This is a genomic window from Amycolatopsis cynarae (assembly GCF_026802195.1).
GTDB lineage: Bacteria > Actinomycetota > Actinomycetes > Mycobacteriales > Pseudonocardiaceae > Amycolatopsis_E > Amycolatopsis_E rhizosphaerae.
This window is the reverse complement of record NZ_CP113836.1, coordinates 4,942,108-4,967,762: the sequence shown is the minus strand read 5'-3', so window position 1 is coordinate 4,967,762 and position 25,655 is coordinate 4,942,108. Positions and strand designations below refer to the sequence as shown.

Below are 25,655 nucleotides of genomic sequence, written 5' to 3'. Positions count from 1 at the left end.
CCGTCATCGCCACCGGGATGGACGCTGGGCGCGCGCGGCGAAGCTCGGTAGTCTTCGAGACGGCGCGGAAACGGCGGAACCACCAGGGGGCGCTCATGACGACCGAGACCGCGGATCCCCCGTCACACAGAGAAAACTCCTCCTCCGATGGTGAGCCGCTGATTGGTATCGACAACCTCGCCACCCCGGACTGGGCGCTCGCCGGGCAGCGTGTCCTGTCCGCGGGGTGGTGGCAGGCGGTGCGGTCCCTGCCGGTCGCGGTCGCGGTCGTGGTACGACTGGCGTGGCGTACCGCACCCTGGTTGACCGCGCTGGCCGCCGGGGTGCACGTCGTGTCCGGGGGTGTGACCGCGTTCGGGTTGCTCGCGACGGCGAACGTGTTCGCCGCCTTGCTGAGCGAGGGGCCCACTCCGGCGCGGGTGCTGGACTCGTTCCCCGCGCTGATGGTGGTCGTCGCGTCCTACGCGGCCAGGGCCGGGCTCGACTCCGCCGTCGCCGCCGTGGAGGGCACGTTGCGCCCCCGGGTCGCGATGGCCGCGGACAACGAGGTCACCACAGCACTGGTGGGCGTGCGCCTGCTGGCGTTCGAAGACGCCGACTTCCGGGAACTCGCGCGCAAGGGCGAGCGGTTCGGGGTGCGCTCGATCGAGTCCAGCGTCAGCTCGATCGCCGACCTGCTGGCCTCCCTGGTCGCGCTCGCCGCCGCGGTGGTCACGGCCGCGGTGCTCGACCCGTGGCTGGCGCCCACCCTGCTGCTCGCGGCGGTCGCGGACGGGTGGGCGGCGGCGAAGGTCGCGAAGCTGCGCTACCGGCATTTCCTGCGCGTGGTCACCCGCGACCTCCGCAAGGCCGTCATCGAGGAAGCCGCCACCTCCCGCACCCTCGCGCTCGAACGGCACGCGCTGACCCTGCAGCAACCCCTGCTCGGCGAGTACCGGCGCATCGCCGCGAGTCTCGTGCGCGACGAAGTCCGCCTCGCGCACCGCAGTACCCTCGTGCGCCTCGTGGGCCGCGCCGCCGCCGGAGTGGGGACCGGCGCCGCCTACCTCGTGCTGGGTTTCCTGCTCTACACCGGGCAGCTTCCCCTGGCACTGGCCGGGACGGCGGCGCTGGCCATGCGCACCTCCGCGACCGCGCTGTCGAACACCATGAACGCGATCAACTTCCTTTACGAGGATTCCTTCTACATCGACATCTACCTCCGCCTGCTCGGCGAGGCGCGCCGCCGCCGGCAGTCCCGTTCGGCGATCACCGCACCGGCCAGTCCACGGCGGATCCGCCTGGAGGGCGTCTCCTTCACCTATCCAGGACAGGACAAGCCCGTCCTGGAGAACGTGACCATCACCCTCCACCGAGGCGAGATCGTCGCCCTGGTCGGGGAGAACGGCTCGGGCAAGAGCACCCTGGCCAAGATTCTCACCGGCCTTTACCCGCCCACCGAGGGCACCGTCTTCTGGGACGACACCGATCTCGCCACCGCCGATCCCGCCTCGATCCACTCCCGTATCGCGGTGATCGCCCAGGATCCGGCCCGTTGGCCCATGACGGCGTACCGCAACATCACCGTCGGGCGCCTCGACCGCCGTGATCCCGCCCACCGGGCATGGCACGCCGCGGTTTCCCAGTCCGGAGCCGACGAGGTGCTCGCCGCCCTGCCGGACGGTGCGGACACCCTGCTGTCCCGGCATTTCAATACCGCGCAGGACCTTTCTGGCGGGCAATGGCAGCGCCTCGGCATCGCTCGCGGCCTCTACCGCGACGCACCCGTCCTCGTTGCCGACGAACCCACCGCCGCCCTCGATGCCAAGGCCGAGGCCCGCGTCTTCCAAGCGCTCGGGAACGCGGCCACCCATGGTGAGGACCGCATCACGGTCATGATCACCCATCGCCTCGCCAACGTCAGGACGGCCGACCGCATCCTCGTCCTCGACCAGGGCAGGCTCGTCGAACACGGCACCCACGAACAACTCCTCGCCGGCACCGGCCCCTACCGGGAGCTCTACCGGATCCAGGCCGGGGCCTACCAGGCCGGGAACGCGGGAGCCTGAGGGGTCGCCGCGCGGTTCCTTCGCCCAGCCGAGGTGATTCCGGGACGGACGGCGCGGGCAGTGGCGTGAACAGGGTAGCGGCGGCAGCGGCCGGCAAAAGGGGGGACCAGCGGCAGCACGGTCGCCACGGCCAAGAAGGTGCTCGTGTGCGCGAAGAGAAAGGAGAGATTGTTGTGCACGCACCCCACTGGCCGGAAAAGCCGCCGATACCGAGCTGGTTGTCTATATAGGAATGGTGAAAGGGGACGGGATACTGACGTGTCGGGTGACCGCCCGGGGCCGGGTGAGCACTCACCCGGCGAGGGTGGATTTTGGAGTCCGGAGCAGGCTACCGAAACGGCGACTCCGCCCACGCTGGGTGAGCACTCGAGGAGAAAACCTTGGTGGTGCAAGGAAAACCGGCAAAAATCCGTGATCGATACCCGGTAAATCACGGCGGAGCGCGAGAGACTACCGGAGCAAAGTCCACTGTGGCCATGACTGAGATCCCGTTGTGATGTCTTGGAAATTTCTTGGATAACGCGAATTTTCCCAAGATGCACGGGCTGTTCTTCCGGTCGTAGCATTGAAGCAGCCGCTGGGAGAGCAGTGAGGGGAGCTCGTACATGGTTTCCACCGAAGCGCCGCTGGAGCGCGCTGGTGGCTCGATCAGAAGACCGAGAGCTGCCTTTCGTCCGCACCTGCCGCAGGCGCTGGCCATTTCCGCACCGGCCGCGCGCCCCCATCTCGCGGCATTGGCCGGAACCGGGGCGCTGGCACTGCTGGGGGCTGGAGCGACCCTGATTCTCCCGTGGCCACTGGCACTGGCCGTCGACCACGCCATCGGCCGAAGACAGTCGACCGGACTGCTCGCCTGGATGAACGATCTGTCACCGGAGACCGTGCTCGTGCTCGCGGGGGTGGCTTTGGTCCTCATCACCACCCTATCCGGACTACTGGCTTTCGGCAGCACGGCGCTGGGCGAACGGTCGGCGGAGGGCATCGGTGCCCGGCTCCGCCAAACCATGTTCGAGCACACGATGGACCTGTCGTTGCGCTGGCACGACCGGATGCCCCACGGCGAACTCCTGTCGCGGATGACCAGCGACATCACCCGCATGCTCGATGCGGTCATCGCGGTGGCGACCATTCTCCTGCCCGAAACCGTGGTTCTCGTGGTAGTGCTGGTAGTCCTGACCGCGTTCGACCCGAGACTCGCGCTGATCGGGCTCGCGGTGGTGCCTCTGCTGGCCCTGCTCGCCGAGCGCCAGCGCCGCCGCGTGCGTGCCGCCCAGCAGGACGCCCGTGAGGAAGCGGGAAACCTGTTCGCGGCGACCGGCGATCTGCTCCGCAACGTTCGTGCGGTTCAGGCCTTCGGGCGCAGTGAGAAGGCCCGGAAACTGTTCGGCCGGAGCAACGAGCGGGTGCGCAAGGCCGAGGTGCGGGCGGCCATCGTGTCGGCCCGGTGGAGCCCGATCGCCGAGATCGTGCTGGCTCTCGGATCGGGCCTGGTACTGATCATCGGCGGCGGGTACGTGCTCCACGGTTCACTCAGCACGGGTGACCTGCTCGTGGTGCTGGCCTACCTGGGCGAGCTGTACTCGCCGGTGCGCAGCCTGACCCGGCTGTCGTCGATCCTCGCCAAGGCGGGGGCGAGTGCCCGGCGCGTGCAGGAAGTGCTGTCGGCTTCCGATGCCGTGGTCGACGCACCGAAGGCGCGTCCGGTCCCCGAGCGGATCCAGGAGGTCCGGTTCGACGGCGTCGGTTTCTCCTACGAGCAGGGCCATCCCGTGCTGCGCGACTTCGACCTCCGCCTGTCGGCAGGGGAAACGGTGTGCCTGCTGGGACCGAGCGGGGCGGGCAAGAGCACCATCCTGCATCTGCTGCTGCGGCTCTACGACGTCGATTCGGGTGCCGTCCGCCTGGACGGACTCGACGTCCGGGACTGCGAACGGCACAGCCTCCGGCAGCGCATCGCGTTCGTGCCGCAGGATCCGTGGCTGTTCGACGCCAGCGTCGCCGAGAACATCGCCTTCGGCGCGCTAGAGGCCACCCGGGACGAGGTAGAGGAGGCCGGACGGCTGGCCCTGGTCGACGAGTTCGTGCATGATTTGCCGCAGGGGTACGACACCCCGCTCGGCGAAGACGGCGTCCGGCTGTCGGGCGGGCAGCGCCGTCGCGTGGCTCTCGCCAGGGCGGCCGTGTCGCAGGCGCCCATCGTCCTGCTGGACGAGCCGACCGCATCCCTCGACCCCGTTTCGTCCGCCACCGTCGTCCAGGCGATCCGCACCGCCACGCTCCGGCGCACCGTGCTGATCGTGACCCACGACGAGAACCTGGCGGCGATCGCAGACCGCGTCGTCCACTTGTCCAAACTGGACGACGTTACAGACCATGCGAAGAAGGGAGGTGAACAGAATGCAGCGTATCAAGCAACCGATCTCGTACGATAGGTGTGACGACTGGTGTGGCTTCGGTCACCGCCGTCGCCACAGGCGTCGCAGCTGGCGCCGGTACAGCCGTTGGCACTGGTGATTCATCGCCTGGTGGCCCGTCCACGGACGGGCCACCAGGTGTTTTTCTTTTCGGGGAGGCAAGGATGAGTCCGACGGAAATCGATGAGGACGGCGAACCCGTCTGGTCCTGCCAGGAGGGCAGTGAACTTCCCGGGCGCCATCTCGCGTTGCAGCGCCTTGGTCTGGGGCACCGGTACGAAACCTGGCTGGTGTGGTCCGTGCGGCTGTGGTGCCCGGCGGTGCTGAAGCTGCCGCGCCCCCACGAGGTGGAGCGCCTCTCGACACGGGAAGCACTCGAGCGCGAAGTGCGTGCGCTGTCCGGGATCGTCCACCCGGGACTGCCTCGGCTGATCGACGACGGGACCACGGAATCCTTGCCCTACATGGTGATCGAGTACATCGACGGTCCGGCGCTCGACGAGTGCATCGAGGACGACGGGCCGCTGCAGCCGGTGGAGGCCGCCCTGCTCGGTGTGCAGCTGTTGTCCGCGGTCGCGGCCCTGCACACCAGAGGTCTGGTGCACCTCGACCTGAAACCGGCGAACATCCTGCTCAGCGACGGCAAGCCGATCCTGGTGGACTTCGGCTTCGCCTACCCCGTCGGTTCGCCGCAGCGAAAGGGCTTTCCGTCCGGCACCGAAGGCTACTCCGCGCCGGAACAGGTTGCGTGCCAACCCGTTTCGACGGCCATGGACGTCTACGGCGTTGGTGCGGTCCTGCACGAATCGCTGACGGGGCATCCGCCGGGCGAGGGGGGAACCCGGATTCCCCCGATGGTCGAAGCATTTCTGGACCCCGACCCGGACCGGCGGCCCGACACCGCGACGGCGGCACTCATGCTCGCGCGCCAGGTGCCGCCGCGGCAGCGGCCCTGGCCCGAATGGGCCGACCGCTATCTGACCGCACCCGAGACCGCCTTCGCCGGTCCGGCCGATTTCCCGAAAGGCCACCTGCTCGGCCGCTGACCGTACTACCGTGGCGCGGTGATCAGACGTAGACAGATCCTGCGCTCTCTGCTCGCCGCTCCGGTCGGTGCCGCCGTACTCGCGGCGACAGAGGGGACGGCGAGCGCCGACACCTGGACCACCCTCAACCCCGCGACCTCGTGGGGGACCTGGGAAGGCTGGGGTACCTCCCTGTGCTGGTGGGCCAAGGCATTCGGTGACCGCAGCGACCTCGCGGACCTCTTCTTCACCCGTGGCACCGTCGCCTACCAGGGGCAGTCACTGCCCGGGCTGGGCCTGAACATCGTGCGGTACAACGCCGGGGCCACCGACACCACGCCGATCGGCGGCGAGACCATGCAGCGTTCCCCGAACGTCGGCGACGCCCGCCTGATCGAAGGCTACTGGCACAACTGGTACAGCGCCGACCCCTCGTCGGACAGCTGGAACTGGTATGCCGACACCAACCAGCGGAACATGATGTGGGCGGCGCGCGACCGCGGGGTGAACCAGTTCGAGCTGTTCTCGAACTCGCCGATGTGGTGGATGTGCAACAACCACAACCCCTCCGGCGCCGACGACGGCGGTGACAACCTGCAGAGCTGGAACCACCAGCAGCACGCCGTGTACCTGGCCACCATCGCCCGCTACGCCCACGACCACTGGGGTATCGACTTCTGTTCGGTGGAGCCGTTCAACGAGCCCGACGGCACGTGGTGGAAGTCCACCGGCACCCAGGAGGGCTGCCACTTCGAGGTGGCCACCCAGGTGCCGGTCGTCAACTACCTGCGAGCCGAACTGAACAGCCGTGATCTGGGCTGGATGCCGGTGGCCGCGTCCGACTGCAACACCTACGACGCCGCGCTGAACACCTGGAACGGTTTCGACGCCACCACCCGGGGCAACATCGGCCGGATCAACGTGCACGGCTACCAGGGCACCGGCGGCCGCCGGGACCTGCTCTACGACGCCGCGGCCGCGGCCGGGAAGAAGATCTGGAACTCCGAGTACGGCGAGGACGACGGCAGCGGGCTGTCCCTGGCCACCAACCTGAACCTGGACCTGCGCTGGCTCCACCCGAGTGCCTGGGTCTACTGGCAGGCCGTCGACGGCGGGGGCTGGGGACTGGTGCAGGAGACGGGGGGCCAGCCGGGACCGGTCAACACCAAGTACTTCGTGCTGGCCCAGTACACCCGGCACATCCGTCCCGGCATGCTGCTGATCGACGGCGGGAACGGTAACACGGTCGCGGCCTACGATCCGGGCGCGCGCAAGCTGGTCATCGTGGCCACGAACTACGGCACCGGGCAGTGGATCGATTTCGACCTGTCCCGGTTCGGCGCGATTCCCGCCGACGGGGCCGCGGTCGACCGCTGGTGCACGAACACCGGCGGGGGCGACCTCTACGCCTACCACCAGGACACGGTCCTGCACGGGACCAGGTTCTGGTCCTGGTTCGCCCCGAACACCGTCCAGACCTTCGAGGTCAACGGCGTCTCCCTCTGACGGCGCGAAAAAAGTTCGCCGCGGGATTCAACAACCGGAGGGGTCCGGCGCGTTCTTCCGGACGCAAGAGCAACCGGAAAGAAGGGAGCGGGCGTGCCGGACCGCTTCGAGCAGTTCGTCGCCGACCGCCTCGACCGGCTGCTGCGCTACGCCACAGTGCTGACCTGCGATCCCCATCTCGCGCAGGACATCGTGCAGGACGTGCTGGTGCGGGCGCAGGATCGCTGGTCACGGATCGGGGCCCTGGCGGCACCGGAACCGTATGTGCGGCGCATGGTGACGAACGAGTACCTGTCCTGGCGCCGCCGGCGTGCGGCCCGCACCATCACGCTGACGCACGGTGCACTGGACGAAATCGGCATTCCGGTCGCGGATCACGCGAACGCCCACGCGGAGCGGGACGCGATGCGGCAGCGCATCGCGGCCCTGCCGCGCAAGCAGCGTGCCGCGATCGTGCTGCGGTACTACGAGGACTGCACCGACGCCGAGATCGGCGAGGCGCTCGGCTGCACCACCGGCACCGTGCGCAGCCATATTTCCCGCGCGCTCAAGGCCTTGCGGGCCGCCGAGCCGAGCCCGCCCGTCAGGGAGACGCTGTGATGGACTACGACCCCACCGAAGAGCTCATCCGCCAGACGCTGGCCGAGGAGGCGGGCCGGGCGCCCGATCCGCGGCCCGTGCTGGCCGAACTGCACCGGCGGCGTGCCCGCCCGTCCGGCCGCCGCACACTGGCCCTCATGGTCACGGCCGCGGCCGTGGTGGTGGCCGCGGTGATCGCCGTGGTCGTCGTGGTGCCGCACGGTTCTGGCGACGGCACGGCCGAGACGGCGGCGGCACCGCCGGGCGAGCAGAACATCCTGCTGATCGGGACCGACGAGGGGAACAACGCGGACTCCCTCGTGCTGGTGCACCTGGGCAGCGACGGCTCGGCCTCGGCGGTTTCGGTGCCGCGGGACAGCTATGTGAACGTTCCGGGCCACGGGATGGACAAACTGGTCACCGCCCAGGCGAGCGGCGGTACCGAGAGCACGGTCCGGGCCGTGCAGGAGCTCACGGGCGTGCACATCGACCACTACGCGGTCGTGTCCCTGTCCGCCTTCGACAGCCTGAGCACGGCGCTCGGCGGGGTGCCGGTCTGTCTCCGTGCGGCCACTTCGGACCGGTATTCCGGTGCTTCGCTACAGGCCGGGCAGCAGACCCTGACCGGGCCCGCGGCGCTCGCCTTCCTCCGCCAGCGGCACGGCCTGCCCAACGGCGACCTGGACCGGATCGTGCGGTTGCAGGTGTTCCTGCGGTCCCTGGGCCGGGAGCTGGCGCGCAGTGGCAAACTGGCCGACCCGCAGGTCCTCGCCACGGTCCGGCACAGTGTGCGGGTCGACCCAGGCTGGGACCTGGCGGCAGCGGCCGGGCAGTTGCGGGCCGTGCACGGGGACGGGCTGCGGACCGCGACCGTGCCGGTGGGCAATTTCGCCCGCACACCGCAGGGGATGGACGCGTTGGTGGTGGATCCCGCGCAGGTCCGGGCGTTCGTCGGGAGTTTCTTCGCGGGCGGGCCCGCGGCTCCCGCCGGGCAGGGCGCCCCGCCCTCGGCGTCCGGGAACGCGAGCGGGGACGACCTCCCGTGCGTGAACTGAACCCCGCGGCCGCTCAGAGCTTGTAACCGATCCGGCGCAGCAGTGCCCTGCGGTCCTGCTGGTCCTGTTCGGTCTCCACGCCCAGCGGAGGTCCGCCGTCGACGACACCGACGATGCCGCGGCCGAGATCGGTCTCGGCGACGAGGACCTGGACCGGGTTGGCGGTGGCGCAGAAGATCCCGCACACCTCGGGAACCTGCTTGAGGGCGTTGAGCACGTTGACGGGGAAGCCCTCGCGAAGGAACACGAGGAACGCGTGCCCCGCGCCGATCCGCCGGGCGTTGGCGACGGCCAGGTCCACCAGTTCGGGATCGTTCCCGGAATGCCGGATCAGGCGGGGTCCGGACGCCTCGCAGAACGCGAGCCCGAACCGCAGGCGGGGGACGGTACCGGCGAGCGCCTCGTGCACGTCCTCGACCGTTTTGATGAAATGCGTCTGCCCGAGGACCAGGTTCAGGTCCTCGGGCTTTTCCACGGTCACCGCACTCAGTTCCATCGCGGATCCGAGCGTCACGCAGACGCCCCCTGGGCGGCAACCTCCGCCCGGGGTGAGTCGCTACCAGGTGACCGGAAGCGCGTGCACCCCGTAGATGACCATGTCGTCGCGCAGGGGCACGTCCTCCGGCGCGACGGCGAGCCGCAGGTCCGGGAAGCGGCGGAACAGCGCGGGAAAGGCGACGCGCAGTTCGTTCCGGGCCAGTTGCTGCCCGAGGCACTGGTGGACGCCGTGGCCGAAGGCGAGGTGCCCGGCCGCGTGGCGGGTCAGGTCCAGGCGGCCGGGATCGGGGAAACGCCGCGGATCCCGGTTGCCGCCGGGCAGGGAGAGGGTGACGGTTTCGCCCGCGCGCACCCGTTCGCCTTCGAGGTCGACGTCCTCAAGCGCGGTCCTGGCGGTACTGGGCACGATCGGGAGGTAGCGCAGGAGTTCCTCGACCGCGTCTTCCACGGTCTCCCCGGCGGTGATCGCCTCGCGCTGTCCGGGGTCGAGCAGCAGCGCGAAGGTGCCGAGGGCGAGCACGTTCGCCGTGGTGCCGAGCCCGGCGCCGAGGAGCTGGATGGTGATGTTGGTCAGTTCCTCGTCGGTGAGCCGGGCGTCGCGGTCGGCGGCGAGCCCGCTGACGAGGTCGTCCGCCGGTGCGGACCGCTTGTGCCGCACCAGTTCGCCGAGGTACTCCGAGATGGCGGTGAGGAAGCGCTGACGTTCCTCCGCGGTGGTGTCCCGCCGGCCGGCCACGGCGACCTGCCTCGCGAACTCCTCGCGGTAGGCGGTGGGAACGCCCAGCAGTTCGCAGATCACCTGGGCCGGGAGCGGCGCCGTGTAGGCCTCGACGAGGTCGGCGGGAGGGCCGGCGGCGGCCATCCGGTCGAGGCAGGCTTCGGCGATCTCTTCGATGTGCGCGGCGAGTGCCCGCATCCGGCGCACGGTGAACTGACCGGTGAGCAGCCGCCGGTACCGGGTGTGCGCCGGGGGGTCCATGCCGACGAACATCCCCGGCGCGGCGGGAGGAACCTCCCCGACCTCGCCGAATTCGGAGTTCCGCAGCTCCTGCCGGGCGCTGAAGCGCGGGTCGGCGAGCACGGCCCGGATCGTGGCGTGCCGGGTGACCAGCCAGCCGGGCCGGCCGTCGGGATAGCGCACGCGGGCGATGGGCCGTTCCGGGAGCAGGTCGAGGATTTCCCGCGGCGGGTCGAACGGGGCCGAGCGGGTCAACGGGTAGGTCAGCGGCTCGTCCATGTCCCGACGCTATCCCGAGTCCGGCGCCGCCGCCCGGGAAGGCGACGGGCACCGGCGCCGGTCATCCACAGTGGACCTCGTAGCCCAGGAGCCCGAGCTCCCGGGCCCGCAGGAGCGCGTCCTTCCGGCTGGACACCCCGAGCTTGCGGTAGATGCTCTGCACCTGGGTCCGCACGGTGGCGGCGGAAACCACGAGCCGGGCGGCGATGTCCGGGGTGGTGTCGCCGGTGGCGAGTTCGGCGAGCACGGCCCTCTCACGCGCGGTCAGCTCGACGAGCGTGACCCGCTCGGGATAGACCGGGCCCGCGGTCGCCAGCCTCGCGGCGGCGTCGTCGGAGAGGGGGATGCGCGCCAGCCGGAGCAATTCCTCCCGCTCGGCGGGCGGCACGGTCGCCAGGGAAAGGACTTCGTGGGGCGAGCGGAGCGCGGGCAGCGCCGCGAGCAGGCCCGCCGCCTCCTCGGTGCGCCCGGCCCGCACGGCCGCGACGGCCTTGATCAGCAGCAGTTGCCGCGTGTCCCGCGGTACCGCGCGCATCGCCCACAGGCCTTGTGACGCCAGGGCACTCGCGGCTTCGTGGTCGCCGGCGAGCAGCCGCAGCCGGGCGGCGGGCACCGCCAGCCACGGGACGGGGCCGGCCTCGGTGAGCACGCGCAGCGCGCGATTCCCCTCGCCGAGGGCGATCAGCAGCTCGGCCTCGGCGCGGAGCAGGACCTGCCGTGCCGCCCCCTGCCCGGTGAGTGCGGGGGCGTGGCTGAGCCGGATCGTGGACAGGTGCGCCAGTGCCTGGGCCGGACCGCCGGTGTGCAGCCCCCGCTCCGCCATCAGCGCGGCGATGAACGGCCACACTTCGAACGATTCGGTGCCGTCGCCGGTCGCTTCGGCGATCCGGTCGAACCGGGTGAAGTCGTAACGGTCGAGTGCGTCCCATCCCCGTGCGATGGTGGCGCCCACCTCGAGCAGCGTCGAGGCCCAGCGGGGCGAGGGCGGGTACGACTCGTGCTCGTCGAGCCATTTGCGTGCCGTCTCGTGGTGGCCGAGATGGGCGAAGATCATCGCGAGGTTCGCGGTGGCGTTGGTCCCGGCGAAATAGGCCGTCGGTTCGGCCCGCGCCTGTTCGTGCGCCAGGCGGTACTGTTCCGCGGCGCCGTCGAAATCGGCCTGCAGGGACCGGGTGAGGCCGCGCTGCATCGCCAGCCAGCCGGGCCGGGGAGCCGGTTCGACCGCGGGCAGCGGATGCAGAACGGCCAGCCGTTCGGCCACTCGCTGCCCGCGGGCCTCCGCCTCCTCGAACCGCCCCTGCCCCCGGAGGGTGATCATCGCGAGGGTGCCGATGAGGATCAGGTTGGCGGGGCTCGATTCCCGCTCCGGATCGAGACTTCCGGCGAGGCGCGTGCCGAGCTCCATGTACTGGCGCAGGAACGGCCTGCGGTCCCGGGAGTCTTGGTCGACCATCGCGTGGTAGCAGATCACCCAGGCCACGAGCAGGCTCGGCCGCGCCGCGAATTCCGCTTCCGGCACCTCTTCCAGCAGAGCGACCATGGCGCTCTCGTGCCTTTCCGGCAGCGCGAGCCAGTACTGGTCGCACAACGTCGCCAGGCCGTCCCAGTCCTTCCGGTCGACGAGTTCCCTGGCCCGGGTCACGGGGGTGCCCGGAACGGGGCGGGCAGCATCCATGATCCACAGTGTGCTGCGGCGGGGGCCGCTCTCCGGGGATTTCCGGCGCGTGCCGCACCCGTCGGCGATGACGAACCGGTCACCTTCGGGTTCGGCCGCGCTGGATGTCCAGGTTGAAGTCGCTGTGCCCGAACGAGCGGGTGAGCCGGTGACGAAGCGGAACGAGCATTTCGGTGGAGCGGGCGCCAGTGATGTCGCCGAGGTCGACGATGCCGTCCGGCGGCCAGCCGAGCTCGCGCAGCAGCCCGGTGACGATGCGCTTGGCGTGACCGCTGTTGCCGGCGAGGAAGACGACGTGGTGGCCGGGAACCCGGGTGGGGTGGATCATCACCGCGGGGCTGACCGTGTTGAGGGTCTTGACGACGTGGGTGCGGGGGAGCAGCAACTGGAGCCGCTCGCCCAGGCTGAGCTCGGTGACCGGTTCCAGCACCGGCGGGTCCCTGTCGATCGCGGCCACGGGGTTGGCGACGTCGACGAGCACCTTGCCTTCCAGCGCCGTGCTCAACTCGCCGAGGGCGTGCGGCGAGGCCGCTCCCGCGATCGCGTTGACCACCACCGTGGCGTCCGTGACCGCCTCGGCGTAGCCCGCGACCTTCCCGTGGGGCCCCGCCGAGCGGGCCCAGCGCTGGGCCCGGTCGCCGCCGGGATCGCGGCTGCCCAGGACCACGCGGTGGTGCAGGCCCGCAAGACGGTTCGCCAGGGTCCGCCCGACGATTCCCGTGCCCAGCACCGCGATCCGCACCGTATCTCCTCTCCTCCACCTGGACTCGTCCTTTCGTCTTACCGATCGGGCTCGGCCCCGATCAAGGGCCCGGTGCATGAATCGGTTGATGAAACCCTTCCTACCGCGCCCGGCACGTCACCTGATCGAGCTCCCGCGTCATGGTGGGGCCGGGGGGCCGGTCTTGAAGGTTGTGCACGGTGGACTGTGCACATGCGACAGGCGGAAAAGTGCTAGGGAGCGCGTGTGTCCTCGATGAGTAACGTGGTGGAGTTGCCCGTGGCGAGCCGTAGGGTCGAGGCGGGGGACCGGGTTCCCCGGGTGCTGCGGGTGGCCTATTTCGGGCGGCTCGACCTCGTCGCCCGGGGTGTCGAGGCGGTCGTCACCGCCGATCCCTGGCTGTGCTGGCTGGGGCAGGTCCAGGACGAGGAGCCGCTGCACCTGCTGGCATCGGTGAGCTTTCCGGACGTGCTGATCGTCGAGCAGGCCGCCGATCCGGGCTACTCGGTCTGCCGTTCGCTGCGGGTCTCGGCGCCGCGGGCTTCCGTGGTCGTGCTGGCCGACCGGGTGCCGGGCACCGTGCCCGGGGTCGACCGGTTCGTCGCGTTGTCCGCCGGTGCGCTCCGGCTCGTGGGCGCCCTGCACGCCTGTGCCGGGCAGGAGTTCGCCACCGGGGTGCCCGGGCCGCCGCAGGAGGAGCGTTCCGTCGCGCTGACCGACCGGGAGGTCGAGGTGCTTTCCCTGATGTCGGCGGGAAACCGGACTGAAGCGATCGCCGCGGCGCTGTCCATCTCGCCGAACACGGTGAAGAAACGCGCCCACCGCCTGTTCCTCAAGTTGCAGGTCCGGGACCGCGCCCACGCCGTGGCGAAGGGCTACGAGTACGGGGTGCTGCCGGTGAGTCCCCGCCGCGGATTGCCGTCAGGGGCACCCTCACGGTCGATAGGGCTGTGAGGGGGCCCCTCACGGCACGGGGAGGTGACCGGCCCGGATCGCCAGCGCCACCGCATGCGCCCGCGAGCGGGCCCCCAGTCTCTTCTTGAGGCCGCGCAGGACGGACTGGACGTCGGCGGAGGAAATCCCCAGTTTCGCCGCGGTCTCCGCGGCCGTCCGGCCGTCCGCCGCGTGGCGCAGCACGGCCTCTTCGAGATCGGTCAACTCGACCGGTGGCGGCGCGGCGGGCAGGCGCCGCCGCGCCGCTCCGAGCGCTTCGGCCACTTCCGTGCTCGCGGCGAGCACCCCCGCCATGGTCGCGGGCTGGGCGGCGCAGGTCAGCAGTCCCGTCGTGGTCCTGGCGAGTTCGGGCCACAGGTCCGGGTGGATGTCGTCTTCGCCGTGCAGCAGCAGGAAGATCGCGGCGGCGGGCAGGGCGCGCCGGGCGGCAAGGCAGGACGACAGGGGTTTGGCGGACCGCCAGTCGATCACGACGATGTCCGGCCGCGGTGTTTCGACGGCGGCACGGAACCCGCTGTTCGCGGTGCCGAGCCAGCGCAGGCGGGCCGAGGCGGCGCACACCGCCTCCAGGAAGGCCCGGTGATCGGGCCGGTTTCCGGCGTAGCGGAGCCCCCGGGTGTCGACGGCGGGCTGCGGGGGACTGGCGGTTTCCCTGATCATGCGGGCCTCGGATGCGGGTCGTGGGGACGGTCGGCACCGGCCTTCGTGAGAACCGGTCTGGCGGTGCGACGTCTTTGCCGGAGGGGCGTGACGCTAATCGCGAGAATTTTTCGCGTCTGCCGGGAAAACGGATTGCCCGGATCGCGTCATGAAACGAGGGCCTCGACGGTCCGTTAAGCGGGAGCTCGAGGCCGGGGAGGGAGCGGGAGTGCGCGACGAGAGCGCGCGCGGCGCCGGAAACGGTGAGGTGCCGAGCATAGCGGCGAAGCGCACGGGGCGGCGAGCGAAACGTGAGCGAGCACAACCGCCCGGCCGGACTCCGGTTCGTGCCCGGGCGAAGGAAGGGAACCGATGACGAACCGCAAGTTCACCGGCGAGGTGCCGATCCCGCAGCAGGGACGCCGCAGGCTGGTCGCCGCCGTTGACGCCGACGCGATCTACCGGGCCGGGCTGTCCTGGCTGATCGGCCGCGCACCGGACCTGGCCTGGGTGGGGCACGCCGGCACCACGCGCGGGGCGCTGCGGCTGGCGGCGCACGCCCGGGCCGACGTGGTGCTGGTGGACTCGAGATTGGACCCGCAGGGGGAGCTGACGCGCACACTCTCCTCGGGAGAGCACGGCCTTACCGTGCTGCTCGTGGTGGAGGACGGTGACCACGACCCGGATTTCGTGGCGCGCATGATGGAAGCCGGGGTGCAGGGGGCGATCCCGCGGGCGGCCGACGCCGGGCAGTTGCTGATGGGGATCCGGCGGACGCTGCCGGGCCGCCGGTACCTGGATCCTGTGCTGGCCGGGCTGTCCGCGGACGGCGCGGTCACACCGGCGCCGCGACCGCGCCGTCCGGCGGCGGCCAACAGCGCGCTCGCCGTCGCGCTGTCCCAGCGCGAATACCAGGTGCTCGACTTGCTCGCCGAGGGACTGGAAAACGCGGCCATCGCCGATATCTTCGGTGTTTCAGTGGAGACCGTCCGCACCCACGTGAAGAACATCCTGCGGAAGCTGCGCGCGCGGGACCGGACGCACGCGGTGTCGATCGGTTTCCGGCACGGCCTGCTGACGCTGGGCGGCGAGCCCGGCGCGGTCGAGGACCGGATGCGGCAGGCCGCGGCGGGAGCGGTGCGGTGAACGCCCCGGTGCCCCGGTCCGGCGAGCGAGCGGAATCCGTCCACTGGAGTGAAGAAAAGGTTTCTCGTGACGAAACGGGCCACCGGGTGCCCGCCTTCGTGGCCACGCTCGTCTTCCTCCTGCGCGACCTCCGGCGGACCCACGGGCTGAGCAGGAGCGAGCTGAGCGCGCGAACCGGCGGCCGCATCTCCCCGTCCGCGATCGCGTCCTATGAGGACGGTCATCGGGCCTTGAAGATGGACACGCTGGCCGTGCTGTGCGCCGCGCTCGGACAGTCCGTGCGCAGCCTGGTCGGCGAGGCGGAGCGGCGCGTGTCGGCCTTCGGCAAGGTGGGCGGTGCCGCCGGTGTGGACCGCGGTGCCGTCGTGGTTCCGCTTTCGGTGCTGGCGCGGTGCACGCAGCCGGAACTCCTGCCGCTGCAGCGGTGGGCACGGGCCAGCGCGCGCGGGGCACGCTCCGGCGAGGTCCTGCTCGGCTGGGGCGGGGTGACCGCACTCGCCGAGATCGCAGGCATGGAACCGGCGCGCTGCGCGGAACTCCTGCTGTCCCTGAGCGCACAGGACCGGAGGACCGCAGCTGCCCGCCCGCACGGGCCCGTCCCCCCGGAGCCCGGCGCTAGCCGCTGACGGGGGCGGCCGGGGACAGCTCTTCGAAGCGGAACCTGAGTGCCCTGCGGGCTCGCCACAACAGCGCGCTGGCCGCGGCCGGGGCGATGGCGAGCGCGGTGGCGATCTCGTGCGGCCGGTAGCCCAGTACCTCGCTCATCCACAGGACCTGCCGCCACCGCGGTGCCAGCGACCGGAAGGCCAGATCCAGCAGCGCCTCGTGGTCGGTCGGCTGGTCGCGCGCGCCGGGCCGTCCGGCTTCGTCGCGCTCGGCCTCGGCGAAGGCCAGCCCGACCGACACCAGTCGCGAGTTGTCGCCGCCGTGCTCGGCGGCGAGCCTGCGGACGGTGGTGCGCAGGTAGGCCGGAGTGTTCGTGGTGGGGCCCTTGCCCGACTTCAAGGCCAGCATCATGCGAAGCAGTGCCTCGGCGGTCAGGTCCTCCGCGTCGCTGCGGGAGCGGACCACCGAGCGCGCGTAGCGCAGCAGGGGGCCGTGGTGCCGCTGGAACAGGATGACCAGTGCCTCGCCGATGCCGTGCCGCGCCTGGGTGAGAAGTTCGCTGTCCGGAAGTTCGGCCAGACTCACCGCGAGCGCCTGGCTCATGGGCCCTCCTCGTTGCTTTCCCCGGTTCTGGAGTCCCAAATGGAACTACATCGAGTAGCCGCCGGTCGGGTGAAAGATCGATCTACGGGACGTGGCATTTCCGCGTTTTTCACCCGGACAGGTAGGCGGTCGGGTGAATGACCGGAAGCGACTTGGATCTTGATCGGACCTCGCGCATAATGCGCCGTCCGCGGCTGCGGGTGCGTAACGAATGAGTCACATTGCTCCATTTTGGAGCTTCAGGGGAGTGGATCTTCGATCAGTTCCGGGAACACCTCGATCAGCCAGCGGCCCCATCGTTCGAGCGGACCGTCCGGCCGGGTGTGGATCAGCGATTCCACCGGGCCCAGGTCCGTGACCCCGCGCAGCAGTTCGTCCAGTTCCGCTCCGCGCCCTGGCGAGGCGAGAAGTACGGCCAGACAGCCCGGGCCGAAGTAAGTGGCCGACTCGCCGTCACGCAGGGCGGTGCGGACCACGGAGGCGACGGTCAGCTGGGTGGCCGTGGCGGACCAGGTCCGGGCGGCGGGCCGCCAGCGGGCGGCCCACACGTGCACCGGCATCCCCGCCGCCGCGGGGCCGGTCAGGTCGGCCAGGAACGCGGTCCTGCTGCGGAACGAGGTCGCGGGGGAGTACAGCTCGCCCAGCACGTGGTCGCGCGCCAGCACCGCGCCGATCGCGTGACGTCCCAATCCGATCAGCTCGTCCGCCGCGGGCCCGTCGTCCAGGCAGCACGCGAGTGCTTCGATGTCGCGTTCGAAGTCGGCGGGGGAGGCGGCTTCGGCGAGCCTCTCGTCCGCGAGCGCGTACAGCGCGTCGGGCAGTGTTTCGGACAGTAGGGCGCCCTCGAAGCAGGCGGTGACGACGGCACTGGTGGCGGGGACGTCCCAGGGAAGATCCCGCGGCCAGTCGCGTCGCAGGCTTTCGGCGTGCCACCGGGTGCGCAGTCCTGCGGCCGAGGTGTCCGGCCGGTGGCGTGGCCGGGGAACCCGAGTGCCTTCGCGATCATCGGACATGCTGGCCGGCCCTATCACGATCGACACTCCCCCGGTGTCCACGGTGGCCCGCAGGCACGCCACTCGACGAAGACTGCGCCCCGGCGTACCCACCCATGGAGGAACTCAACCATCGATGGGGCCAAGGTGACTGTGATCGTGCTCACTTTTTCCTTTCTTGTCTACTCCCAAGTAGCAATTTTGCCCGGCGACCCGCTTCCGCGCATCAGATCCGGCCCCCGCCGCGGGTCTTGAGAAGGACGGAAACCGGAGAGCGCTTGCCGCTGCGGCGAGAGCCGACGACGGGGGATGTGATGACCAGGCGCCGACGCGCGGGCACATGCTGGAAAACCTTGGTGCGACGGAGAAGCGCGATACTGCCCGCCTCGTTCCTGCTGGCCTGCCTCGCGGTACTGGCCGGGCTTTCGCTCCTCCTCGGCCGTCCGCCGGGGCAGGCCCCCGCGATGGTGCCCGTAGCCGCCCCGGTCCCGCGCTCGCCCGCCGAGGAGACTCCGGCCCGGCGAGCGCACGCGGTGCCTCCTGCACCGGATCCCCGGGAAACCCCGGCGCCACCGGGAGCGGCGGCACCGGCGGCGGTCACGGCCGTCCTGGTGTCCGGGCCGCTCGCCACCGTCCTGCCCGGTGGGCTTCCCGACGTCGCGTTCGCGGCCTACCGCTCGGCGGCCGCGATCCTGGCCGGTACGAGCCCGCGCTGCGGGCTGAACTGGAGCACACTGGCGGCGATCGGCAGGGTCGAATCCGATCACGGCCGCTACGGCGGTTCGCGGCTGTACTCCGACGGCACGGTCGCCCCGGCCATCCGGGGAGTCGTGCTGGACGGATCGGCTGGGACGGCGAGGATCGGCGACACCGACGGCGGCGGGTTCGACGGGGATCGGGTGTTCGACCGGGCGGTGGGCCCGATGCAGTTCATCCCGTCCACCTGGCGGGCCTACGCCTCCGACGGGAACGGAGACGGGCGCGCGGATCCCGACAACATCTTCGACGCCGCACTGGCCGCCGCCCGCTATCTGTGTGCGGGCGGGGAGGATCTGGGGAATCCCGACGGCCTGCGAGCGGCCGTGCTGAGGTACAACCATTCTCAGTCCTATGTGGACATGGTGGTGGCGCTCGACGCGTCGTACCGCGCCGGTGCGGCACCCGTGGTCGTGGTGCCGGTCACCGCGCAGAAGGCGCCCACCGGCGCCGTATCCCCGGTGCCGGTGCCGGTGCCGCCTGCCGGAACGCCTTCCAGTCCGTCCGGTACGTCCGAGCCGAGTCCTGCCACGACGAGTACCACGCCATCGGCCACGCCGACGCCGTCGACCGGCGCAGCGGGATCGAGTGCCTCTTCGCCCACGTACCCGTCCACCCGCCCGTCCACGACGAGTTCGACCGCCGCTTCCGCGACGACGACGCGGCCCAGTGGACCGAGCTCCACCCGGCCTCCGGGCTGAGAACCGCGAAGTGCCGGACGGAGGCCGTCCGGCACTTCCGCGGCAGTCGGCTTCAGGGCTCCCCGCGTGGTGGAGGGGCCGGTGAAAACCCCTCCCCCCAGAGTTCCTCGAACCGTCTTCGCAGTGCCTTGCGCGCCCGCCAGAGCAGGGAGCACGCCGCCGCCGGGGCGATGCCCAGTATCGCGGCCACATCGCGCGGGCGATAACCGAGAACCTCCACCATCCACAGCGCGTTCCTCCATTGTGGAACGAGCGAGGAGAACGCGGCTTCGAGGATCACTTCCTGTTCGCTCGCGTGCTCTTCGCCGGAGAGTGCCGGTCCGGCGTTCTCCTCGGCCTGGAGGTCCAGGCCCACCGAGACCAGGCGGGAGGTCTTGGTTCCCACGTCCACGGACAGCCGCCGGACCGTGGTGCGCAGATAGGCCGGAATGTTGGTCAGCGGCCCCTTTCCGGCCTTGAGGGACACCATCATCCGGAGAAGGGCTTCGGCGGCGAGGTCCTCCGCGTCGGCGGCCGAGCGTGCGATTGCCCTGGCGTACCGGAGGGCGTGCCGGTGATGGCGGGTGAACAGGGCCGCGAAGGCGCCCGGGTTTCCGCCACGCGCTTCGGCGAGGAGCTTTTCGTCCGGCAGTTCCGCGAGAGTGTCGCCGGCAACCTGGTGCATCGATCCTCCTCGTGAACATTTTCGTCGCGTCCTGACCAATTCAGCACGAAAGGGAGACTGCCAACCGAGTGAAAAACCGCCACGGCGCGCGTAAGGCGCTTGCCGAAAGGTGTCTTTGGAGTGAACAGTGGGCCGTCGGGTAACGTGCCGATCTGGACATCCGATAACTCGCCAGCACTTTTCGAGTCGAATAACGAGAAGGTAACAGTGGGCCGTTTTGGAAAGCCTGGAGGAGTTTTGGGGCGAAAAACAGAGTAACGCGGGGACGATGCACGGCCCTCATCCCCCTTGCGGGGCAGGCGCGGGCGGGCGGCAGCCGAGCGCGGGTTCGCCGACGCGGTGGGCGAGATCACGAACCCGCGGCGGGGCGCGCGTCAGATTCGGATGCCGCTGGAAGGTCCTCACCGCGACTGCTCGGCTCGCGGAAGGAAACAGGCAGTGCACCAGGAGATCGCAGCAATCCCGGACGGCGGCGTCGCGGTGGTTCTCGGAACCAGGCCGGAAATCATCAAACTCGCCGGGATCATCGCCGAACTCGGACCGAAGGCCTGCGTGATCCACACCGGACAGCACTATGACACGGGGTTGTCCGACGTGTTCTTCACCGAGAGGGGACTGCCCGCACCGCAGGTGCGGTTCGCGGTGGGCGGGGCCGGGCGCGGCGGGCAGATCGGCGCGGGGCTGGCCTCGCTCGACGAGTGGTTCGCCCGGCACAGACCGGTCGCGGTGGTGGTTCAGGGCGACACCAACGCCACGGTGACCGGTGCGCTGGCCGCCAACGCCCGCCGGATCCCCGTCGTGCACGTGGAAGCCGGCCTGCGCAGTTTCGACAAGACCATGCCGGAGGAGTACAACCGGATCATCACCGACCACCTGTCCGACCTGCTGTGCGCGGCCACCGAAGGAAACGTCGAAAACCTTGCCAGAGAAGGGATCGGCGGTGCCGCGGTGATCCGGACCGGGAACACGGTGGTGGAGGCCGTGCGGGCGGCCCTGCCGGGGCCGGATCGGTGCCGCGCCCTGCTGGCGGAGCGGGGGCTGGCGCCCGGCCGCTACGCACTGGTCACCGTCCACCGTCCGGAGAACACCGACGATGCCGCCGCGCTGCGCACGATTCTCACCGAACTGCACCGGTTCCCGTGCCCGGTCGTACTGCCGCTGCATCCACGGACGCTGGGCGCGGTCCGGCGGCACGGCCTGGTGGACCTGCTCGACGGGCTGGGCGTGACCGGGCCGCTCGGTTCGGCGGAGTTCCTCGGCCTCGCCGCCCACGCCGCCTTCCTGGTTTCGGATTCCGGCGGGGTGCAGGAGGAGTGCACGGTGCTCAAGCGGCCGCTGATCGTGGTGCGGCGGTCCACGGAACGGCCCGAGGCGATGCGGGACTTCGCCGTGCTCGTCTCGCCGGGACCGCTGATCAGCAAGACGGCCGCCGAATGGTGGAAGGACCTCCCCGGCCTGCACCGCCGCCTGGCGAGGCTGGAATCGCCGTTCGGCGCCGGGGACGCGTCCCGGCGCATCGTGGCCGAGATCGCGCGCCGTTTCGGTACGCGGTAAGGAGGCTCCGTCCTGGCGGATCGTTGCCGCCGCGGTTCGCGCGCCCAGAGGGAGACCGCGGCGGTTCCCTGGCCGGTCCGGCCGGGACGGACACCGGCTGGGCCGGGATCGAGGGGGCCCGGCCCAGCCTTTTCCTTCCGTCCGCGACCCCAGCGGCGGTCACCCCCGGGACTTCACCAGCCACAGACCGGTGAACACGGCGCCGGCCAGGGTGACGGCACCGGCCGCGACGAAGGCGGTGTCGAGACCGGCTTCGAAGGACGCGCCACCGGATTCCCGGGTGCGGACGATGGCGCCGAGCACGGCCACGCCCAGCACCGCGCCGATCTGCCGGGTGGTGCTGCTGATGCCGGAAGCGAGACCCCCCTCCTGCGGGCTGACGGCCTGGATGGCCGCACCGGTCAGGGGGGACATGGTCAGCGCGAAACCGGTGCCCGCGATGGCCAGCCGCCACCACACGTTCCCGTATGCGGTGTCCGCGTGCACGAAGCCCAGGGCCAGCAGCCCCAGTCCGGCCAGCGCCAGGCCGGTCGTCACCACGATCCGGAAGCCGTACCGGGCGGCGAACCGGCCCGCGTACGGGCTGACGACGACCATGGCGAGGGAGGTGGGCAGGGTCTGCAGTCCGGCGCGCAGAACCGTGCTGCCCTGGACGGAGACGAAGAACTGGGAGAAGAAGAAGGCCGACCCCATGAGCGCGAAACCCACCACGACCATGGCCGTGTTGGACACCGTGAACAGTTGCTGCCGGAACAGCCGCAGCGGCAGCATCGGCGCCGGGCTTCGTCCTTCGACGGCGACGAAGGCGGCGAGGAGCACCACCGCGGCGGCGAAGCTGGCCAGGATCACCGGCGAGGTCCAGCCGCGGGAACCGCCCTCGATCAGCCCGTAGGTCAGTGCCCCCACGGCCAGGACGGACAGGACCGTCCCCGGGATGTCGATCGACGGCGCGCCGGGATTGCGGGACTCGCCCAGGACGCGCAGACCGGCCAGCAGCAGGACCACGCCGATGGGCGCGTTGACGACGAAGATCGCGGGCCAGCCGAAGGCTTCGGCCAGGATGCCACCGGCCAGCGGTCCGGCGGCCAGGCCGATGCCGCTGAGCCCGGCCCACAGGCCGATCGCCTTGACCCGTTCCTGCGGAGCGGGATACGCGGCGGCGAGCAGGGCCAGCGAACCGGGGCTCAGCGCCGCGGCCCCGATGCCCTGCACCACGCGTCCGGCGATCAGCCAGCCGAGCGAGGGCGCGAGTGCGCACAGCACGGAGGCGGCGGTGAACACCGCGACGCCGGTCAGGAACACCCGCTTGCGGCCGAAGCGGTCGGCGAAGACGCCGCCGGACAGTAGCAGCATGGCGACCAGCAGGACGTAGGCGTCGACGATCCATTGCAGACCGTTCAGCCGGGTGTGCAGCCGTTGCTGCATGTCGGGCAGCGCCGCGCCGACGATCGTGCTGTCGAGCAGCACCATGAACTGACCCAGGCAGGTCACCGTGAGCAGCGCCGCCCGGCTCGGCCGGGCGTCCGGGGTCCCCGGCGATCCGGTCTTCGTCGCGGTTTCGTGTGCGGTCAACGCAGGTCCTCTCGTGATCGAATACCCCGCAGGATAGTTCGAGAATCCCGAACTGTCGAACAGTGGGGTATCGTGGAGGCATGCGACCACTGCCCCAACCTGCGCGCGAGGCGCTGACGCTTGCGCCGGTGCTGCACGCGCTCGGTGATCCGGTGCGCCTGGAACTGGTGCGGCGGGCCTCGGCCACGCCCGAGTCGACCTGTTCCGCTCTCGTCGCCGGTTTGGACGTGCCGCTGTCGACGGTGACCAACCACTGGCGGATCCTGCGCGAGGCCGGGGTGATCACCATGACCGTCGAGGGAAGGCACCGCCGGGTGCGGGTCCGCGCCGACGATCTCCACGACCGCTTCCCGGGCCTGCTCGATCCGGTCCTGCGCCTCGCCGCGACCGAGTCGCCGAACGGCTCCAGGGCCCCAGGGGTGCCGTGAAGGGTCCCTTCACACGGGTGTACTGAGGTGCGCTTCCAGGCGCGGGCGGAACCCGTCCGCGGCGCGCGGGGTGAACGCCGGGGCGACCAGCCTGCGCAGGCGCCGGTGCTCCGGCCCGTTGGCCTCCATCGTGCGCAGGTAGGGCGCGTATCGCGGCGCTCAGGGCGAACCGCGGGTCGTTGAGCAGCGTGCGGGCCTCTTCGTGGCGGGTCACCGCCCACATCGGGAAACCGGGGACGAGCAGGCGCGCCATAGGCGCCTGCTCGCGGGCGCGGTTGTAGGCCGTGAACGGGTCGGCGAGGTGTGCGGGGCCCTGGCCGCCTTCGCGGCTCCGGTGACGTCCTCGCGGCACTGAGTCACCGGGGCGCGGGACCGAAGTCCTGGCGGGAGAGGGTCCTCCCGCTCTGGGGACGCCGGGGGCCGCGCGAGCACGCTGGGGGTTGCCACCGGAGGAACCGAGGAGGCGACCATGGGCGAACGAGCGGCGGCGACGGCCCGCGCGGGGCGGGAACTCCAGCCCACCGCCGGGCGGCGGGCCCTGATGCTCGGCCTGGCGACCGCGGGTTTCGCCATCAACTTCTGGGCGTGGGCGCTGCTCAGTCCCCTGGCGCCCCTGCTGAAGGACGAGCTCGGGCTGAGCTCGTTCAGCCAGTCCCTGGTGGTCGCGGTGCCGGTGGTGGTCGGTTCCCTGGGGCGCATCCCGGTGGGCGCGCTCACCGACCGCTACGGCGGCCGCGTGATGTTCCCGCTGGTCTCGGCCGCCACCATCGTGCCCGTCCTGTTCCTCGGGCTGGCCGGGTACTCCTCGCTGGCCGCACTGCTGGCAGGCGGGTTCGTCCTCGGTCTCGGCGGTACCGCCTTCGCCATCGGCGTGCCGTTCGTTTCGGCCTGGTTCCCGCCGAACCGGCGGGGGCTGGCGATCGGGATCTTCGGCGCGGGCATGGGCGGCACCGCGATCGCGGCACTGACCACGGTGAGCCTCGCCGATGCCTGGTCGATCCGCGCGCCGTTCGTGGTGACCGCGGCCGCGCTCGCGGTGTACGCCGTGGTGGCCGCGTTGTTGCTGCGTGACGCGCCCGGCCGCGTCCGGCCCGCCGAGTCGGTGGGGCGGCGGCTGGCGGGCGCCCTGCGCCTGTCCGTCACCTGGCAGGCTTCCGCGCTGTACGCGGTGGTTTTCGGCGGTTATGTCGCCTTTTCGGTGTACCTTCCGGCGTATCTCAAGACCGCCTACGGACTGGCCCAGGCCGACGCGGCCCGCCGGATGGCCGGGTTCGTGCTGCTCGCGGTGCTGATGCGCCCGGTGGGCGGCTGGGCCTCCGACCGCTTCGGCCCCATCCCGGTGCTCGGCTGGGTGCTCGCCGTGATCAGCGGCTGCGCCGTGGCCCAGGCGTTCACCCCGCCCCTGCTGCCGGTCGGCACGATCCTGTTCCTGGCCATGGCGGCCGCCCTCGGAGCGGGAAGCGGTGCGGTGTTCGCGCTGGTGGCGCTGCTTTCGCCGCCGTCGGCGGTCGGTTCGGTGACGGGCGTGGTCGGCGCGGCGGGCGGGCTGGGCGGGTTCCTGCCGCCCCTGGTCATGGGCGCGCTGTACGGCGCCTTCGCGTCCTATGCGCTCGGCCTGGCGGCACTGGCCGTGGTCGCGCTCGCCGCCTTGTTGTTCACCATGACCGGCGTGCGCCACTCGGCGCACCGGCCCCAAGGAGCACCCGATGTGTGAATACTGCGGTTGCCAGTCGATCCCCGCGATCGCGGAGCTCACCGCCGAACACGACCACGTGGCCGGGCTGATCAGCCTGGTGCGTGACGCCAGGGCGCGCGGCGACGCCGCCGGGATGGCCCGCCTCGCCCGGGAGATCGCGACGGTGCTCGGCCCGCACACGCAGGTCGAGGAGCAGGGACTGTTTCCCGCGCTGGAAGGGGACTTCGGTGAGCACGTCGCCTCGCTGACCGCCGAGCACCGGCGGATCGAGGCCGTGCTGGACGAGGCCGCGGCGGGTACCCCGGCCGATCCGGCCTGGCCCGATCGGCTGATGGCGGTCCTGCACGTGCTGCGGGAGCACATCCTCACCGAGCAGGATGGCGTTTTCCCGGCCGCGCTGGGCTTTCTCGGCACCGAAGACTGGGCCGCGGTGGACGCGGTGCGGGAGCGGGTGGGTAGTTCCCTTCCCACTGCCTTCCCCGTATCGGGGCGCACCGGAGCCTGAAGCGCTGCGGTGCCGGGAGGCTGCTGTTAGCGTCGATCCAGATCGTGTTCTACCGGCACTCGACGGCGTGAAGGCGGCGCG

General features: G+C 71.0%; 23 protein-coding genes. 14 read left to right on the top strand and 9 right to left on the bottom strand.

Annotated elements, in window-relative coordinates; translation table 11 throughout:
• Positions 1-95 precede the first annotated feature (95 nt).
• From ORV05_RS23685 to ORV05_RS23660, 6 genes are all read left to right on the top strand, one after another.
• On the top strand, positions 96-2,048 hold the full coding sequence (locus ORV05_RS23685) for an ABC transporter ATP-binding protein (RefSeq protein ID WP_268754224.1): 1,953 nt from the start codon (positions 96-98) through the stop codon (positions 2,046-2,048).
• A 605-nt stretch (positions 2,049-2,653) separates the two neighbouring features.
• Positions 2,654-4,480 (top strand): ABC transporter ATP-binding protein, encoded by a 1,827-nt coding sequence (locus ORV05_RS23680; protein ID WP_268754223.1) that lies wholly within the window; start codon positions 2,654-2,656, stop codon positions 4,478-4,480.
• Between the two features lie 146 nt (positions 4,481-4,626).
• Positions 4,627-5,508 (top strand): serine/threonine-protein kinase, encoded by an 882-nt coding sequence (locus ORV05_RS23675; RefSeq protein ID WP_268754222.1) that lies wholly within the window; start codon positions 4,627-4,629, stop codon positions 5,506-5,508.
• Positions 5,509-5,526: 18 nt separating this feature from the next.
• Positions 5,527-6,993, top strand: coding sequence for a glycoside hydrolase (locus tag ORV05_RS23670; RefSeq protein ID WP_268754221.1), 1,467 nt, complete (start codon positions 5,527-5,529; stop codon positions 6,991-6,993).
• Between the two features lie 93 nt (positions 6,994-7,086).
• On the top strand, positions 7,087-7,593 hold the full coding sequence (locus ORV05_RS23665) for a SigE family RNA polymerase sigma factor (protein WP_268754220.1): 507 nt from the start codon (positions 7,087-7,089) through the stop codon (positions 7,591-7,593).
• Positions 7,593-8,627, top strand: coding sequence for an LCP family protein (locus ORV05_RS23660; protein WP_268754219.1), 1,035 nt, complete (start codon positions 7,593-7,595; stop codon positions 8,625-8,627). The genes ORV05_RS23665 and ORV05_RS23660 overlap by 1 nt, the downstream gene beginning before the upstream one ends.
• Positions 8,628-8,640: 13 nt before the next feature.
• Here the strand turns inward: ORV05_RS23660 and ORV05_RS23655 are convergent, their stop codons facing one another.
• From ORV05_RS23655 to ORV05_RS23640, 4 genes are all read right to left on the bottom strand, one after another.
• Complete coding sequence (locus tag ORV05_RS23655) at positions 8,641-9,141, bottom strand: adenosine-specific kinase (RefSeq protein ID WP_268754218.1); 501 nt, start codon at positions 9,139-9,141, stop codon at positions 8,641-8,643.
• A gap of 42 nt (positions 9,142-9,183) precedes the next feature.
• Positions 9,184-10,362: a cytochrome P450 gene (locus ORV05_RS23650; protein ID WP_268754217.1), complete on the bottom strand. Its 1,179-nt coding sequence runs from the start codon at positions 10,360-10,362 to the stop codon at positions 9,184-9,186.
• A gap of 61 nt (positions 10,363-10,423) precedes the next feature.
• Positions 10,424-12,037 carry a helix-turn-helix transcriptional regulator gene (locus tag ORV05_RS23645; protein WP_268754216.1) on the bottom strand — a complete coding sequence of 538 codons (1,614 nt, stop codon included), beginning with the start codon at positions 12,035-12,037 and terminating at the stop codon, positions 10,424-10,426.
• A 79-nt stretch (positions 12,038-12,116) separates the two neighbouring features.
• On the bottom strand, positions 12,117-12,779 hold the full coding sequence (locus ORV05_RS23640) for an NADPH-dependent F420 reductase (RefSeq protein ID WP_268754215.1): 663 nt from the start codon (positions 12,777-12,779) through the stop codon (positions 12,117-12,119).
• Between the two features lie 234 nt (positions 12,780-13,013).
• On the opposite strand from ORV05_RS23640, the gene ORV05_RS23635 reads away from it, so the two are divergent.
• Positions 13,014-13,712 carry a helix-turn-helix transcriptional regulator gene (locus ORV05_RS23635; RefSeq protein ID WP_268754214.1) on the top strand — a complete coding sequence of 233 codons (699 nt, stop codon included), beginning with the start codon at positions 13,014-13,016 and terminating at the stop codon, positions 13,710-13,712.
• Positions 13,713-13,721: 9 nt separating this feature from the next.
• On the opposite strand, the gene ORV05_RS23630 is transcribed toward ORV05_RS23635, so the two are convergent.
• Positions 13,722-14,372: a helix-turn-helix transcriptional regulator gene (locus tag ORV05_RS23630; RefSeq protein ID WP_268754213.1), complete on the bottom strand. Its 651-nt coding sequence runs from the start codon at positions 14,370-14,372 to the stop codon at positions 13,722-13,724.
• 351 nt (positions 14,373-14,723) lie between these two features.
• Here ORV05_RS23630 and ORV05_RS23625 point away from each other — a divergent pair, with 351 nt between their 5' ends.
• Together ORV05_RS23625 and ORV05_RS23620 are read left to right on the top strand one after the other, a co-directional pair.
• Complete coding sequence (locus ORV05_RS23625) at positions 14,724-15,497, top strand: response regulator transcription factor (protein WP_268754212.1); 774 nt, start codon at positions 14,724-14,726, stop codon at positions 15,495-15,497.
• Between the two features lie 86 nt (positions 15,498-15,583).
• Positions 15,584-16,123, top strand: coding sequence for a helix-turn-helix domain-containing protein (locus ORV05_RS23620; RefSeq protein ID WP_268754211.1), 540 nt, complete (start codon positions 15,584-15,586; stop codon positions 16,121-16,123).
• On the opposite strand, the gene ORV05_RS23615 is transcribed toward ORV05_RS23620, so the two are convergent.
• Both ORV05_RS23615 and ORV05_RS23610 read right to left on the bottom strand, forming a co-directional pair.
• A complete protein-coding gene (locus tag ORV05_RS23615) occupies positions 16,113-16,706 on the bottom strand; it encodes an RNA polymerase sigma factor (protein WP_268754210.1) in 594 nt (197 codons plus the stop codon). The genes ORV05_RS23620 and ORV05_RS23615 overlap by 11 nt on opposite strands.
• A 239-nt stretch (positions 16,707-16,945) precedes the next feature.
• Positions 16,946-17,719 (bottom strand): hypothetical protein, encoded by a 774-nt coding sequence (locus tag ORV05_RS23610; protein ID WP_268754209.1) that lies wholly within the window; start codon positions 17,717-17,719, stop codon positions 16,946-16,948.
• A gap of 335 nt (positions 17,720-18,054) precedes the next feature.
• Between ORV05_RS23610 and ORV05_RS23605 the strand changes: the two genes are divergently transcribed.
• Positions 18,055-19,155, top strand: coding sequence for a lytic transglycosylase domain-containing protein (locus ORV05_RS23605; protein ID WP_268754208.1), 1,101 nt, complete (start codon positions 18,055-18,057; stop codon positions 19,153-19,155).
• A gap of 52 nt (positions 19,156-19,207) precedes the next feature.
• Here the strand turns inward: ORV05_RS23605 and ORV05_RS23600 are convergent, their stop codons facing one another.
• Positions 19,208-19,819 carry an RNA polymerase sigma factor gene (locus ORV05_RS23600; RefSeq protein WP_268754207.1) on the bottom strand — a complete coding sequence of 204 codons (612 nt, stop codon included), beginning with the start codon at positions 19,817-19,819 and terminating at the stop codon, positions 19,208-19,210.
• Positions 19,820-20,257: 438 nt separating this feature from the next.
• Between ORV05_RS23600 and wecB the strand changes: the two genes are divergently transcribed.
• A complete protein-coding gene (gene wecB / locus ORV05_RS23595) occupies positions 20,258-21,373 on the top strand; it encodes a non-hydrolyzing UDP-N-acetylglucosamine 2-epimerase (protein WP_268754206.1) in 1,116 nt (371 codons plus the stop codon).
• 159 nt (positions 21,374-21,532) lie between these two features.
• Here the strand turns inward: wecB and ORV05_RS23590 are convergent, their stop codons facing one another.
• Entirely contained in the window at positions 21,533-22,945 is a 1,413-nt protein-coding gene (locus ORV05_RS23590; RefSeq protein WP_268754205.1) for an MFS transporter, read from the bottom strand.
• 80 nt (positions 22,946-23,025) lie between these two features.
• On the opposite strand from ORV05_RS23590, the gene ORV05_RS23585 reads away from it, so the two are divergent.
• The 3 genes from ORV05_RS23585 to ORV05_RS23570 all read left to right on the top strand — a co-directional run bounded on the left by ORV05_RS23585 (position 23,026) and on the right by ORV05_RS23570 (position 25,574).
• Positions 23,026-23,373 carry an ArsR/SmtB family transcription factor gene (locus tag ORV05_RS23585; protein WP_268754204.1) on the top strand — a complete coding sequence of 116 codons (348 nt, stop codon included), beginning with the start codon at positions 23,026-23,028 and terminating at the stop codon, positions 23,371-23,373.
• A gap of 469 nt (positions 23,374-23,842) precedes the next feature.
• Positions 23,843-25,087, top strand: a complete 1,245-nt coding sequence (locus ORV05_RS23575) for an MFS transporter (RefSeq protein ID WP_268754203.1) — start codon at positions 23,843-23,845, stop codon at positions 25,085-25,087.
• Positions 25,080-25,574 (top strand): hemerythrin domain-containing protein, encoded by a 495-nt coding sequence (locus ORV05_RS23570; RefSeq protein ID WP_268754202.1) that lies wholly within the window; start codon positions 25,080-25,082, stop codon positions 25,572-25,574. Before ORV05_RS23575 ends, ORV05_RS23570 begins: the two co-directional genes overlap by 8 nt.
• Positions 25,575-25,655: the final 81 nt, after the last annotated feature.